The sequence below is a fragment of the Streptomyces sp. NPDC058619 genome (genome assembly GCF_042717785.1).
In the GTDB taxonomy this organism is placed as follows: domain Bacteria; phylum Actinomycetota; class Actinomycetes; order Streptomycetales; family Streptomycetaceae; genus Streptomyces.
The window spans coordinates 39706-53210 of the sequence record NZ_JBHXQN010000022.1; the positions used below are offsets into that span (position 1 = coordinate 39706).

Below are 13505 nucleotides of genomic sequence, written 5' to 3' on the forward strand. Positions count from 1 at the left end.
ATGGGGAGGGCAGGACTAGTGACCGCAGAAGCCAGCGGTTCTGTGGTGCGCCGAATCCTCCTGGGCTCGCAGCTCAGGCGACTCCGTGAATCCCGCGGCATCACCCGCGAGGCGGCCGGCTACTCGATCCGCGCATCCGAATCGAAGATCAGCCGCTTGGAGTTGGGAAGGGTGAGCTTCAAGGCACGGGACGTCGAGGACCTCCTGACGCTCTACGGGGTCACGGACGACGCGGAGCGCGAATCCCTCCTGGGGCTGGTCCGCGAGGCCAACGCCACCGGCTGGTGGCACAGTTACGGAGACGTGCTGCCCGGGTGGTTCCAGACGTACATCGGTCTGGAGGGCGCCGCCTCGCACATCCGCATCTACGAGGTGCAGTTCGTCCACGGCCTGCTCCAGACCGAGGCGTACGCCCAGGCGGTAGTCCGCCGCGGCATGCCCGGCGCCACCGCGGCCGAGATCGACCGGCGCGTCGCGCTGCGCCTGGAGCGCCAGAAGGTCCTCGTCTCCGAGAGCGCCCCGGTCTTCCACGCCGTGCTCGACGAGGCCGCCCTGCGCCGCCCGTACGGCGACCGCGACGTCATGCGCGGCCAGCTGGAGCACCTCATCGAGATCTCCCAGCGGCCCAACGTGCAGCTCCAGGTGATGCCGTTCTCCTTCGGCGGCCACGCGGGCGAGAGCGGGGCCTTCACCCTGCTCCGCTTCCCCGAGTCCGACCTGCAGGACATCGTCTATCTGGAACAGCTCACCAGTGCCCTCTACCTGGACAAGGACGAGGAAGTGGGGCAGTACGGCAGGGCCATGGAGCGACTTCAGGCCGACTGCCCGGACCCGGGCCAGACCAGGGATCTTCTTCGCGGCCTGCTCCAACTGTCTTGATTCGCACGTACTATGACGTCTGATCAGTGCATGATGACCGATCGGTCTCCGGTGCAGCGCACGGGTGCGCGCTCGCAGTAAGGGATGGCATGTCCATATTCAGCGACCTGGCTCACCAGTACATCGACGGCGAATGGCTGGCCGGTACCGGTTCGTGGGACATCATCGACGTCAACCCGTACAACGGGGAGAAGCTCGCCGCCATCACCGTGGCCACGGTCGAGCAGGTGGACCAGGCCTACCGCGGCGCCGAGCGCGCCCAGCGCGCGTGGGCGGCCACCAGCCCCTACACCAGACGCGCGGTCCTGGAGCGCGCCCTGCGGATCACCGAGGAGCGCGAGAAGGAGATCGTCGAGGCGATGATCGACGAGCTCGGCGGGACGCGTCCCAAGGCCGAGTACGAGGTCCACATCGCCATGGAGTTCATCCGCGAGGCGATCCAGCTGGCCGTCCGCCCCGAGGGCCGCATCCTGGCCTCGCCGGTCGAGGGCAAGGAGAACCGCGTCCAGCGACTCCCCGTCGGCGTGATCACCGTGATCAGCCCGTTCAACTTCCCGTTCCTGGTCACCCTGAAGTCCGTCGCCCCGGCCCTGGCCCTGGGCAACGCCGTGGTGATCAAGCCGAACCAGAACGCGCCGGTGGTCGGCGGCGGGGTCATCGCCAAGATCTTCGAGGACGCCGGGCTCCCCGCGGGCCTGCTGAACGTCCTCGTCACCGACATAGCGGAGATCGGCGACGCCCTCCTGACGCACCCCGTGCCCAAGGTGATCTCCTTCGCCGGCTCGGACCGCGTCGGCCGGCACGTCGGCGCCGTCGCCGCCCGGCACTTCAAGCGGACCGTCCTGGAGCTCAGCGGGAACAGCGCGCTCGTCGTCCTCGACGACGCCGACCTCGACTACGCGGTGGACGCGGCCGTCTTCAGCCGGTTCGTCTACCAGGGCCAGGTCTGCATGGCCGCCAACCGCATCCTGGTCGACGCCTCCGTCGCGGAGGAGTTCACCGAGAAGTTCACCGCCCGGGTCCGCGCCCTGAAGACGGGCGATCCGCACGACGCGGACACCCACATCGGTCCACTGATCAACTCCTTCCAGGCCGACGCCCTCACCGCGCTCGTGGACCGGGCCGTCGCCGAGGGCGCGCAGGCGCTCGTACGCGGATCTACGCGCGGCAATCTGGTGGAACCGACCGTCCTGGCCGGCCTCCCCGAGGACTCCCCGCTGCTGGGCCAGGAGATCTTCGGCCCCGTGGCCCTGCTGGTGGTCTTCGACGGCGAGGACGAGGCCGTACGGCTGACCAACCTCACCCCGTACGGGCTGAGCGGCGCGGTGCACACCCGGGACGTGGAGCGGGGCGTGCGCTTCGCGCAGCGCATCGAGACGGGGATGATCCACGTCAACGACTCCACGATCGGGGACGAGCCGCTGGCCGCCTTCGGCGGGGAGAAGGCCTCGGGGCTGGGCCGGCTGAACGGCGAGGCGACCGTCGAGGCGTTCACGACCCAGAAGTGGATCTCGGTGCAGCACGGGCGGACGCGCTTCCCCTTCTGAGGGGCGCCCGATCTACACTCGACCGGGCGTACGCGGAGCAGCCGCCCGGGGGAGAACAGAGTTGAGCAACATACCCGAGACCGGCCGGACCCCTCGGGTCCAGAACCGGCTCGTCGTCATCCAGATCGTCGTCTTCTCGCTCCTGCTCACCCTGGGCGGAAGACTCTGGTACCTCCAGATACGCAACGGCCAGGAGTACACGGACGAGGCCAGGAACAACCACGTCCAGCGCGTGGTCCAGCCCGCGGTCCGCGGCTCGATCCTGGACTCCCGCGGGGTCCCGCTCGCCGACAGCCAGACCCACCTCGTGGTCTCCGCCAGCCGGACCGAGCTGCTCAAGATGAAGGACCGCGGTACGGGGGTGCTGACCCGCCTCGCCGGGGTCCTGGGCATGAACCCCCAGGACGTCGTCGACAAGGTCCGGCTGTGCGACGCCAAGACGCCGCAGCCCTGCTGGAACGGTTCTCCCTACCAGCCCATCCCGGTCAGCGACGAGGCCACCACCGAGCAGGCGCTCCAGATCCACGAGCACGCCGAGGACTTCCCCGGGATCACCGCCGAGCCCACCGCCATGCGCCGCTACGCCGGACCGGACGGGGCCAACACCTCCCAGGTGCTCGGCTACCTCTCCCCGGTGACCGACGAGGAGATCGCCAAGGCGAAGAACTCCGACTCGCCGTACCTGCGCTCCGACCAGGTGGGCCGCTCGGGCCTGGAGCGGACGTACGACAAGGACCTGCGGGGCAAGGCCGGCATCACCCGCTACGAGGTCGACAACCTGGGGCGGGTCACCGGCCAGGGCCAGACCGACAAGTCGCAGCCCGGCTCGAACGTGGTGACCTCGATCGACTCCCGGGTGCAGGCGGTCGCCGAGCGCGAGCTGAACAACGCCATGGTCGAGGCCCGCAAGACCTTCGACAAGAACAACACCCGCAAGAACTACGTGGCGGACTCGGGCGCCGTCGTCGTCATGGAGGCCAAGACCGGCCGCGTCGTGGCGATGGCCTCGAACCCGACCTACGACCCGAACGCCTGGGTGGGCGGCATCTCGGGCAAGGACTACGCCAAGCTCACCGACAAGAAGTCGAACTATCCGCTGCTGAACCGGGCGATCCAGGGCCAGGCGGCTCCGGGCTCCGTCTTCAAGGTGGTCTCCTCGACGGCGGCGGTCAACGCCGGCTACCCCTTCAACCGGCGCTACCCCTGCCCGAGCTCGTACTCGGTCGGCAGCCAGACCTTCACCAACTTCGAGTCCCAGGGCTACGGCGACATCACCATCGGCCGCGCCCTGGAGGTCTCCTGCGACACGGTGTACTACGCCATCGCGGACCAGGAGTGGAAGAAGGACGGCGGCATCAACCCCAAGAAGAACCCCAACGACTGGTTCTTCAAGACCGCGCACGCGTTCGGCCTCGGCAAGCCCACCGGCATCGACCTGCCGAACGAGGTGCCCGGCCGGGTCCCCGACCGCAAGTGGAAGCAGGACTTCTTCGAAGCGAGCAAGGCCGCCTGGTGCCGCGACGGCAAGAAGAACGGCACCTTCGCCGAGAAGATCGCCTACGAGAACTGCCGCGAGGGCAACCAGATGCGCGAGGGCGACGCCATCAACTACTCGATCGGCCAGGGCGACACCCTCGTCACCCCGGTCCAGATGGCCTCCGTCTACGCGGCCATCGCCAACGGCGGCACCCTCCACCAGCCCAGCGTCGGCAAGGCCGTCGTCAGCGCCGACGGCACCTCGGTGCAGGAGATCGCCCCGAAGGTCCAGGGCAAGCTGCCGATGGACGCGAAGCTGCGCGACGACATCGACGGGGCCCTCGCCGACGTCGCCACCACCGGCAGCGCCGCCTGGCGCTTCGGCGGGTGGCCGCAGAAGCAGATCCCGATGCACGCCAAGACCGGCACCGCCGAGGTCCAGGGCAAGCAGACGACCTCGTGGTTCGCCTCGTACACCGAGGACTACGCGATCGTCATGACGATCTCCCAGGGCGGCACCGGCTCCGGCGCCTCGGGCCCGGCGGTCCGCAATATCTACGAGGCCATGTACGGGCTGGACGAGAAGGGCAACCAGGACCTCGCCAAGGCCCTGCTGCCGAAGCCGGCCGCCGGGCTCCCGGCCCTGCGCCCGGACGAGACCGCTGACACGGCGCGCTGAACCGGCGATTGAGGACGGGAACTGACCGCAAGGCTCCGTAGCGTGGTTCTCGTGAGCGGGGGGACGACAACCCCTCGCCCACGAGCACAGACCACGAGAACGACGAGAACCCCACGGAAAGAAGGCGTCCGCCATGGCTCAGGTTTCCACAGAGGTCCCCGGTGACGAGCGCGGCACCCTCCTGTCCTTCGTCGAGGCCCAGCGCGCCGCCCTGCGCGAGGCGGCGGAAGGGCTGAACGAGGAGCAGGCGGCCAGCCGCCCGAGCGTCAGCGAGCTCTCGCTGTCCGGGCTGCTCAAGCACGCGGCGGAGTGCGAGCTGGGCTGGCTGCGGATGGCGCAGGGCAGGCCCGACGAGACCGTGCGTTCCGAAGCGGACTGGAACGAGGCCTTCCGGCTCGTCGAGGGGGAGAGCATCGCGTCCGTCCTGGCCTACTGGGACGGGGTCGCGCGGGAGACGGAGGCCTTCATCCGCGCCGTCCCCAGCCTCGACGACAGCTTCCCGCTGCCGCCGGCGCCCTGGTTCCCGCAGGACGCGAAGGTCTCCATGCGCTGGCTGCTCCTGCACCTGATGGAGGAGTTCGCCCGGCACGCGGGCCACGCGGACATCATCCGCGAATCCCTCGACGGGACCCGCGCGATGGGGTGAGTAGCCTGGCCCCATGTCAGCGATCCGGCTTCTCGTCCTCGGTGCCGTCCGCCAGCACGGGCGGGCGCACGGGTACCAGGTGCGGGCCGACCTCGAGTACTGGGGCGCGCACGAGTGGTCCAACACCAAGCCCGGGTCGATCTACCACGCGCTCAAGCAGATGGCCAAGCAGGGCGTCCTGCTCGCGCACGAGGTGGCTCCGAGCGTCGCCGGCGGTCCGCCGCGCACCGAGTACGAGGTGACGGCCGCCGGCCGCGAGGAGTACTTCAAGCTGCTGCGGGAGGCCCTGGCCGCCTACGACCAGAAGGCGGACCTCCTCTCCTCGGCGCTCGGCTTCATGGTCGACCTCCCCCGGGCCGAGGTGCTGGATCTGCTCCGGGAGCGGCTGGGGAAGCTGGCGCAGTGGCGCTCGTCGGTGACGGACTACTACACGCCGGAGGGCGGCCCGCAGCAGCTCGGGCACATCGGCGAGATCATGCACCGCTGGGTGCACTCCGCCGATGCCGAGGCGGACTGGACCCGGGGCCTGATCGCCCGGATCGAGGGGGGCGCGTACTCCTTCGCGGGCGAGGGCGGCGAACCGTTCGTGGGGGTTCTGGCCGAGGGCCAGGAGAATCCGTACGCGTAATCCGCGAGTCCGCGTAATCAAGTTTGACTAGGCCCTTCGCGGGCAGTACCTTGGCGCAGCTCGCTATTCAAGTTTGACTAGCAAAGGAGTCGCTTTGACGGTCTTCGTCGAAGGCGTTCACAAGCGGTACGGGGACAAGCCCGCCCTCACCGGGCTCGACCTGGAGGTCCCCGCCGGCACCGTCCAGGCGGTGCTCGGCCCCAACGGAGCCGGCAAGACCACGGCCGTACGGATCATGAGCACCCTGCTGCGCCCCGACGCGGGAACCGTCCGCGTCGCGGGCCACGACGCCCGGACCGACCCGGCCGCCGTCCGCGCGCGGATCGGGCTCCTCGGCCAGCACGCGGCGCTCGACGAGGAACTGGACGGGCGCCAGAACCTGGAGATGTTCGGCCGCCTCTACCACTTGGGCGCCCGGCGGGCCGGGCTGCGGGCGGACGAGCTGCTGGACCGCTTCGGCCTCGCGGACACCGGCCGCAAGCCGGTGAAGCAGTACAGCGGCGGCATGCGGCGCCGCCTCGACCTCGCCGCCTCGCTCATCACCGACCCGGAGGTGCTGTTCCTCGACGAGCCGACCACCGGGCTCGACCCGCGCGGCCGCGCCGAGGTGTGGGGCGCGGTCCGCTCCCTGGTGGGCGGCGGTACGACCGTCCTGCTCACGACCCAGTACCTGGAGGAGGCCGACCAGCTGGCCGACCGGATCGCCCTGGTCGACGGCGGCCGGGTCGCGGCCGAGGGGACGGCGGACGAGCTGAAGTCCCTGGTCGGCGCGGACCGGATCGTCGTCGTACTGCGGGACGCGGACCGGCTGGCGGAGGCGGCCGCGCTGCTCCCGGACCCGGTGGTGACCACGGACCCGCCGACGCTCGGCTTCCCGGTCGAGGACCGGATGGCGGGGCTGGCCCTGACCCTGCGGGCGCTGGAGGGGGCCGGTATCGAGGCGGCGGACCTCGCGGTCCGCCGGCCCACGCTCGACGAGGTGTTCCTCCACCTGACGGACGGGTCCGGCGGGTCCGGGTCCGACGGGTCCGGGGGGTCCGCCCGGCCCGGCCGCGCCGACCGTACGGAGGTGTCCGCATGAGCGCCGCGGCATGGATGGTCTCGGACTCCTGGACGATGACCCGGCGCGAACTCGCGCACTGGGCGCGGCAGCCGGTGCAGGTGGTCGTCGGGCTGGCCTTCCCGGTCATGATGCTGCTGATGTTCGGCTTCCTCGTGGGCGGCGGACGCGGCGTCGACGGCGAGTACGTCGAGTTCCTGGTCCCCGGCATGCTGGTGCTGACCATGGCCTTCGGCCTGGAGGGCACCATGACGGCCGTCACCCAGGACCTCGGCAAGGGGGTCATCGACCGGTTCCGCGCCATGCCGATGTCCTCCTCGGCCGTCCTGGTCGGCCGCAGCGCGGCCGACATGCTCCAGTCGGCGGTGGGCCTCGCCGTCCTGGCGGGGGTCGGGATGCTGCTCGGCTGGCGCTGGCACGGTTCGGCGGGCGCCGCGCTGACGGCCTTCGCGCTGCTCCTGCTGCTGCGCTTCGCGATGCTGTGGATCGGGATCCACCTGGGCATGGTCGCGGGCCGGCCGGAGCTGGTGCAGGCCGTGCAAATCCTGGTGTGGCCGGTGGGCTTCCTGTCCAACGCCTTCGCCAGCCCGGCGTCGATGCCCGGGTGGCTGGGGGCGGTGGTCGAGTGGAACCCGATGTCGGCGACGGCGACCGCGGTCCGCGACCTGTTCGGCAACCCGGCGGCGGCCTCCTCCTCGTGGGCCTCCGACCACGCCGGCCTGCTGGCCGTCGGCTGGCCGCTCCTGCTGCTGGCGGTCTTCTTCCCCCTGGCCGTGGGCCGCTTCCGGGGCCTCAGCCGCTGACCGGTCCCCGGACCCGCGGCGGGGCGGACTTGCACCTCACGCCGCGTGAGGAGCCACAGTGAAGGGCGTACCCAACCGAGAGGAGCGGAAGAGATGGGCTACTCCGTGGGCCAGGTCGCCGGATTCGCCGGAGTGACGGTGCGCACGCTGCACCACTACGACGAGATCGGGCTGCTCTCCCCGAGCGGCCGCAGCCACGCGGGGCACCGGCGGTACGACGACGCCGACCTCGACCGGCTGCAGCGCGTCCTGTTCTACCGGGAGCTCGGCTTCCCCCTCGACGAGGTCGCGGTCCTGCTGGACGACCCGGAATCGGATCCGCGGGAGCACCTGCGCCGGCAGCACGCCCTGCTGTCCGGCCGGATCGCCCGGCTCCAGCAGATGGCCGCGGCCGTGGAGAACGCCATGGAGGCACAGAAGATGGGCATCAACCTCACGCCCGAGGAGAAGTTCGAGGTCTTCGGGGACTTCGATCCCGACGATCACGCGGAGGAGGTGGAGCGGCGCTGGGGCGGCACCGACGCCTACGCCGAGTCGCAGCGCCGGTCGGCCGGCTACACGAAGGACGACTGGCAGCGGATCCAGGACCAGGCGGACGACCTCAACCGGCGGCTCGTCGCGCTGATGGACTCGGGCGCGCCCGCCGAGTCGGAGCCGGCCATGGACCTGGCCGAGGAACACCGCGGCTGGATCAGCGGCAACCACTACGCCTGCTCGTACGAGATGCACACCTGCCTCGGCGAGATGTACGTCGCGGACGAGCGCTTCACGGCCTACTACGACGCCCTGCGGCCCGGCCTGGCGGTGTTCGTGCGGGACGCGATCACGGCCAACGCGGTCCGCAACGTGTAGACGGAAGGTCACGGATTCGACCCCCGCCGGTCCCTGGAACCGGGCGGGGGTCGTGTGCGTTGATAATTGAGACGCCCGCCCCGCCTGCCTGCCTGCGCCGGCAACCCCCCGATCCAGGAGAGTCCGGAACCCGTGTACACGATTGCGCTCGGCCCTACGTGGCTGTCCCCGGACTATCTGATCTCGCACTTCGGTCTGATCGGCATCCTGGTCATCGTCTTCGCGGAGTCGGGACTCTTCGCGTTCCTGCCCGGCGACTCGCTGCTCTTCACGGCGGGCCTGCTCGTCGCGGACGGCCAGTACATCAAGCAGCCGCTGTGGCTGGTCTGCACGCTGATCGTGGCCGCCGCCATCATCGGCGACCAGGTCGGCTACATGATCGGCAAGTTCTTCGGGCCGAAGCTGTTCAACCGGCCCAACTCCAAGCTCTTCAAGCGCGAGAACCTCGACAAGGCCCACGAGTTCATGGACCGGCACGGTCCGAAGGCCATCGTGCTCGCCCGCTTCGTGCCGATCATCCGCACCTTCGCCCCGATGGTCGCCGGCGCCGGCTCGATGAAGTACCGCACCTTCCTGACGTACAACATCATCGGCGGCATCGGCTGGGGCGCGGGCGTCACGGTCGCCGGATACTGGCTCGGCCAGATCGAGTTCATCAAGACCAACGTCGAGCCGATCCTCGTGGGCATCGTCCTCGTCTCGGTGATCCCGGTGGTCTTCGAGGTGCTGAAGGCCCGCAAGGAGGGCAAGGCGAAGGCCGCCCAGGCGCCGGCCGTCGAGAACGAGGGCCCGCAGGCGCCGGGCCAGCGCGGCCGCCACGCCAAGCGCTAACCCCGCCCGCGGCCCCGCCCGCCCGCGGTACGCCCGTCACGCCCCGGAGGCCCGTAGAGGGCCCCGGGGCGTACGCGTGCGCCGAGCGCGCCGTACGCCGGCACGGGCGCCGTACGCCGGCACGAGGGCAGCGGCGGGCGCGGAAGCGGGGTGCGGGACGCGGCCCTCGGGCTAGAAGCCGCGGGTGCGCTTCGCCGCGCGGCGCTTGGCGGCGCTCGCGGCCCCCGGGATCCGCATGAACATCCGCGAAACCTCCGAACCCAGGTTGACCCCGATCGCGATGGCCAGCGCGATGGCCGCGGCGTTGGTCAGCGAGCCGAGCCCCTGGCTCAGGTGGTTCTCGGCGATCAGCAGCAGTCCGTAGTACGTCGCCGAGCCGGGCAGCAGCGGGCCGATGGCCGCGGTCACGTACGGCAGGGCGGACGCGAAGCGGTAGCGGGAGAAGAGCTGCCCGAACAGGCCGACCAGACCGGCCGCGATGGCCGTGGACGGCACCGGCTCCAGGCCCCCCGCGTAGTGCAGCGCCCCGAACGTCGACCAGGCGATTCCGCCGTTCAGCGTCACGATCCACACGGTGGAGCGCTCCTGCTGGAGCAGGATCGCGAAGGTGAACACCAGCACCATCGAGGCGGCGATCTGGATCAGCGGCCGCTGCTGGATCTGGAGGACCTCCTCCGGCCGGGGCGAGGCGTCGTTGAACTGCAGCCCCACGTAGAGCACGACCAGCACGCCCAGGATGATGCCGATGAAGAGGTACATGACCTCCAGCAGCCGGGCGGAGGCGGTGATGTAGTAGCCGGTCAGGCCGTCCTGCACGGCCGCGACCAGGGCCCGCCCGGGCAGCAGCGCGAACAGCCCGCCGGTGATCACGGCGGAGGCCTTGACGTCGATGCCGGTCATGTTCAGTGCCACGCCGATGGCGGCGGGCGGCATCGCGGCGACGACGAACTGGTAGAACTCGGGCAGTCCCCGACCGGCGCAGAGCCACGCCAGCCGGTCGCCGAGGACCGCGCCGATCGCGGCCGCGAAGAACACCAGGACCCCGCCGCCGACGAGGGTGGAGGCCGCGCCGGCGAGGAGCCCGGCGGCCGTCGTGAGCATCCAGCCGGGGTACGGGTGCCGGTTGCGGCGGATCTCGGCGAGGCGCCGGTAGGCCTCCTCCAGCGAGACGTCGTCGTGGGTGCTGATGTCGTCGACCAGCCGGAAGACGGCCGCGAGGCGGTTGTAGTCGGTGCCGCGGCGGCGCACGGTGCGGCTCGCCGACACCGGGTCGTCCACCAGCGAGGGCTGGTGGGTGATCGACAGCATGGTGAAGGTGACGGTGGGCTCGCAGCGGTCCAGCCCGTACGAGCGGGCCACCGCGAACATGGCCGCCTCCACGTCCTCGGCGGCCTCGCCGCCCGCGAGGAGCAGCTCGCCGATGCGCAGGGTCAGGTCGAGGACGCGCCCCACGGCCGGGCCGGTGTCCTCGGGCTGCTTGTACACGCGGTCGGGCACGGGGCGGACGTCGACCGGCATGCGCAGCATGGTGCGCATCCGGTCCTGCCAGGGGGACTCCTTCAACCGGGTCACGGGGAACCCCTGGCCGGGGGTGTGGGCGGGCGGGGAGTGGTGGGCGCTGTACGTCGCGGGGTGGGCGAACGCGGAGCCCTCCGGCTCCACCGGGAGGGTCGCGAAGCCGTCGGGCACCGCGAACTCGGAGGTCGGCTGGTCCTCCTCCGCCGCCTCGGGCGCCATCCCGGACGGCGTGGTGAAGGCGCTGTGCGCCTCGTCGGACTGGGGCTTCCTGTCCTCTGCCCCGTCGGCCTCCGCCACGCGTCCTCCTGTTCGTGATCACCCCCGTGACCATCCCCGTGATCATCCGCGCCTTCAGTATGCGGAATCGTTTCGTCCCCGGCGAAGGGGGGCGGGCCCGCACCGGAAACGCACAGCGGGCGGCACCCCCGACGGGGGGTGCCGCCCGCTGACGCGTGCGCAGGCCGGGGGCGAAGCGCCCCTCGGACCCGCTCACCGGCGGAACCTAGTGGTGGCCGCCCTGCGCCTCGAGGCGCTTGTAGGAGTTCTCGATCTCGGCCTCGGCCTCGGTGCGGCCGACCCAGTTCGCGCCCTCGACCGACTTGCCCGGCTCCAGGTCCTTGTAGACCTCGAAGAAGTGCTGGATCTCCAGGCGGTCGAACTCGGACACGTGGTGGATGTCGCGCAGGTGCTCGACGCGCGGGTCGGAGGCCGGCACGCACAGCAGCTTGTCGTCGCCGCCCGCCTCGTCCGTCATGCGGAACATGCCGATCGCGCGGCACTTGATCAGGCAGCCGGGGAAGGTCGGCTCGTCCAGGATGACCAGCGCGTCCAGCGGGTCGCCGTCCTCGCCGAGGGTGTTCTCGACGAAGCCGTAGTCGGCCGGGTAGCTGGTCGAGGTGAAGAGGCGTCGGTCCAGACGGATCCGGCCGGTCTCGTGGTCCACCTCGTACTTGTTCCGCGAACCCTTGGGGATCTCGATGGTGACGTCGAACTCCACGTCCTGCTCCTCCATGATCAGCTTCATTGCTCCGGGACTGCGTTGGTTCCAGCGCGCGCGGTGCCCCGCCCCGCGGGGGTGGGGTGCCATGCTCGCGGCAAGACGCAGTGGTTAAGTGTCCCTCACGCATATGTGTGATCGCGAAAGGGGCTGGTCCGAGGTGCCCTCGCTCAAGACGTGGCAGCTCATCGCAGGGTCGGCCGCCCTCGGCCTGGCCCTGTCGGTGGCGACGGTGTCCGCCGCCGGTCCTTGGGACTCCGGCCAGCGTAAGGCCGAGCGGGACAGGGTCGCCTCCTGGGGCCGTACGGGTGGCGCAGATCACGGTGCCGGGCCGCAGCCGCAGGCCGCGCCCAGCGCCCCCGGGGTGCTCGGGGCCGTCGGCCCGGGCGTCCCGCGCGGGCAGGCCGCGGCCGCCTCCGGAGGTCTCGCCGCCGCGCTCGGCCCGCTGCTCGCCGACCGGGCCCTCGGCACCGTCCGCGCCGCCTCCGTCGTCGACACCGCCACCGGGCAGGTGCTGTACGAGGCCGGGGCGCGGGACGCGATGACCCCCGCCTCCACCGTCAAGATCGCCACCGGGGCGGCGGCGCTGGCCGCCCTCGGGCCCGAGCACCGGATCCGTACGACCGTCGCCCAGGGCGCCGCCCCCGGGCAGATCGTCCTGGTCGGCGGCGGAGACCCCTCGCTCACCGCCCGCAAGAAGGCGCCCGCCGGCTCCGGCGGCAGCCTCGTAGCCCTCGCCGCCGACACGGCCCAGGCCCTCAAGGCCGCCGGCACCGCCTCCGTGGGCCTCGGGTACGACGACTCCCTCTACACCGGCCCCGCCCGCCACCCGATCGGCGTCAACCCCAACCTCGCGCTCGTGACCGCCCTTACGGCCGACGAGGGCCGTCCCGACGAGTCCGTCTCCGGCCCCGTCGACCGGTCCGAGGACCCGTCGAAGGACGCCGCCCGCGCCTTCGCCGCCCTGCTGGCCGAGCGCGGCATCACGGTCACCGGCGAACCCGCCCGCGCCAAGGCCCCCCAGGGCGCCCAGCCGCTGGCCTCCACCCCCTCCACCCCGCTGGCCGGGCTCGTCGAGCGGATGCTGACCAACAGCGACAACGACATCGCCGAGGCACTCGCCCGGCAGACCGCCCTCGCCTCCGGGCAGCCCGCCAGCTTCGAGGGCGCCGAGAAGGCCGTCGCCGCCCGCCTCGCCTCCCTCGGCGTCGACACCGCCGCTTCCCGCTTCGCCGACGGCAGCGGTCTGAACCGCGCCGACAAGGTCAGCGCCGGCCTGCTGACCGGGCTGCTGGCCGAGGCCGCCGACCCGCAGCGGCCGGAGCTGCGGCCCGTCCTGACCGGGCTCCCCGTCGCCGGGTTCACCGGCACGCTGCGCGCCCGCAACGCCGGCGCCTCCCCGGCCGCGGGCCTGCTCCGGGCCAAGACCGGCACCCTGACCGGGGTGAACTCCCTCGCCGGAACCGTCGTCGACTCCTCCGGCCGGCTCCTCGCCTTCGCCTTCCTCACCTCGAACAGCCCGGGCCCCGAAGGCGCGGAGAAGGCCCTGGACAAGCTGGCCGCGGCGGTCGCGGCCACGTCGTAGGGGG

Annotated in this window: 11 protein-coding genes and 1 pseudogene; 10 read left to right on the plus strand and 2 right to left on the minus strand. The window is 71.4% G+C overall.

Annotated features, from left to right (window positions below; translation table 11 throughout):
• The 9 genes and pseudogenes from ACFWTC_RS21905 to ACFWTC_RS21945 all read left to right on the plus strand — a co-directional run bounded on the left by ACFWTC_RS21905 (window position 1) and on the right by ACFWTC_RS21945 (window position 9576).
• Window positions 1–879, plus strand: coding sequence for a helix-turn-helix domain-containing protein (locus ACFWTC_RS21905; protein ID WP_383918086.1), 879 nt, complete (start codon window positions 1–3; stop codon window positions 877–879).
• 89 nt (window positions 880–968) lie between these two features.
• Window positions 969–2426, plus strand: a complete 1458-nt coding sequence (locus ACFWTC_RS21910; protein ID WP_383918083.1) for an aldehyde dehydrogenase family protein — start codon at window positions 969–971, stop codon at window positions 2424–2426.
• 61 nt (window positions 2427–2487) lie between these two features.
• Window positions 2488–4581 carry a penicillin-binding protein 2 gene (mrdA, locus tag ACFWTC_RS21915; RefSeq protein WP_383918080.1) on the plus strand — a complete coding sequence of 698 codons (2094 nt, stop codon included), beginning with the start codon at window positions 2488–2490 and terminating at the stop codon, window positions 4579–4581.
• Between the two features lie 133 nt (window positions 4582–4714).
• On the plus strand, window positions 4715–5227 hold the full coding sequence (locus ACFWTC_RS21920) for a DinB family protein (RefSeq protein WP_383918077.1): 513 nt from the start codon (window positions 4715–4717) through the stop codon (window positions 5225–5227).
• A gap of 13 nt (window positions 5228–5240) precedes the next feature.
• The gene (locus tag ACFWTC_RS21925; RefSeq protein WP_383918074.1) at window positions 5241–5855 is read left to right on the plus strand and encodes a PadR family transcriptional regulator; all 615 of its coding nucleotides are present in this window, start codon (window positions 5241–5243) and stop codon (window positions 5853–5855) included.
• A gap of 94 nt (window positions 5856–5949) precedes the next feature.
• The gene (locus tag ACFWTC_RS21930; RefSeq protein WP_383918071.1) at window positions 5950–6936 is read left to right on the plus strand and encodes an ATP-binding cassette domain-containing protein; all 987 of its coding nucleotides are present in this window, start codon (window positions 5950–5952) and stop codon (window positions 6934–6936) included.
• Complete coding sequence (locus tag ACFWTC_RS21935) at window positions 6933–7718, plus strand: ABC transporter permease (protein ID WP_383918068.1); 786 nt, start codon at window positions 6933–6935, stop codon at window positions 7716–7718. Before ACFWTC_RS21930 ends, ACFWTC_RS21935 begins: the two co-directional genes overlap by 4 nt.
• Before the next feature lie 93 nt (window positions 7719–7811).
• Window positions 7812–8570 carry a MerR family transcriptional regulator gene (locus ACFWTC_RS21940; RefSeq protein WP_383918065.1) on the plus strand — a complete coding sequence of 253 codons (759 nt, stop codon included), beginning with the start codon at window positions 7812–7814 and terminating at the stop codon, window positions 8568–8570.
• Between the two features lie 132 nt (window positions 8571–8702).
• Window positions 8703–9576, plus strand: a pseudogene (locus tag ACFWTC_RS21945) (DedA family protein).
• Here ACFWTC_RS21945 and ACFWTC_RS21950 read toward each other — a convergent pair.
• A complete protein-coding gene (locus ACFWTC_RS21950; protein WP_383918062.1) occupies window positions 9573–11216 on the minus strand; it encodes a threonine/serine exporter ThrE family protein in 1644 nt (547 codons plus the stop codon). The pseudogene ACFWTC_RS21945 and the gene ACFWTC_RS21950 sit on opposite strands and share 4 nt — an antisense overlap.
• Window positions 11217–11421: 205 nt before the next feature.
• Entirely contained in the window at window positions 11422–11916 is a 495-nt protein-coding gene (locus ACFWTC_RS21955) for an inorganic diphosphatase (protein ID WP_267723126.1), read from the minus strand.
• A 130-nt stretch (window positions 11917–12046) separates the two neighbouring features.
• Here ACFWTC_RS21955 and dacB point away from each other — a divergent pair, with 130 nt between their 5' ends.
• Window positions 12047–13501: a D-alanyl-D-alanine carboxypeptidase/D-alanyl-D-alanine-endopeptidase gene (dacB, locus tag ACFWTC_RS21960; RefSeq protein ID WP_384074385.1), complete on the plus strand. Its 1455-nt coding sequence runs from the start codon at window positions 12047–12049 to the stop codon at window positions 13499–13501.
• Window positions 13502–13505 lie beyond the last annotated feature (4 nt).

Bases quoted from the DNA above. Each gene is read 5' to 3' on its own strand.
- ACFWTC_RS21925 (WP_383918074.1), top strand. From the start codon at position 5,241: ATGTCAGCGATCCGGCTTCTCGTCCTCGGTGCCGTCCGCCAGCACGGG.
- ACFWTC_RS21940 (WP_383918065.1), top strand. From the start codon at position 7,812: ATGGGCTACTCCGTGGGCCAGGTCGCCGGATTCGCCGGAGTGACGGTG.
- ACFWTC_RS21905 (WP_383918086.1), top strand. From the start codon at position 1: ATGGGGAGGGCAGGACTAGTGACCGCAGAAGCCAGCGGTTCTGTGGTG.
- ACFWTC_RS21910 (WP_383918083.1), top strand. From the start codon at position 969: ATGTCCATATTCAGCGACCTGGCTCACCAGTACATCGACGGCGAATGG.
- ACFWTC_RS21920 (WP_383918077.1), top strand. From the start codon at position 4,715: ATGGCTCAGGTTTCCACAGAGGTCCCCGGTGACGAGCGCGGCACCCTC.
- ACFWTC_RS21935 (WP_383918068.1), top strand. From the start codon at position 6,933: ATGAGCGCCGCGGCATGGATGGTCTCGGACTCCTGGACGATGACCCGG.
- dacB (WP_384074385.1), top strand. From the start codon at position 12,047: ATGTGTGATCGCGAAAGGGGCTGGTCCGAGGTGCCCTCGCTCAAGACG.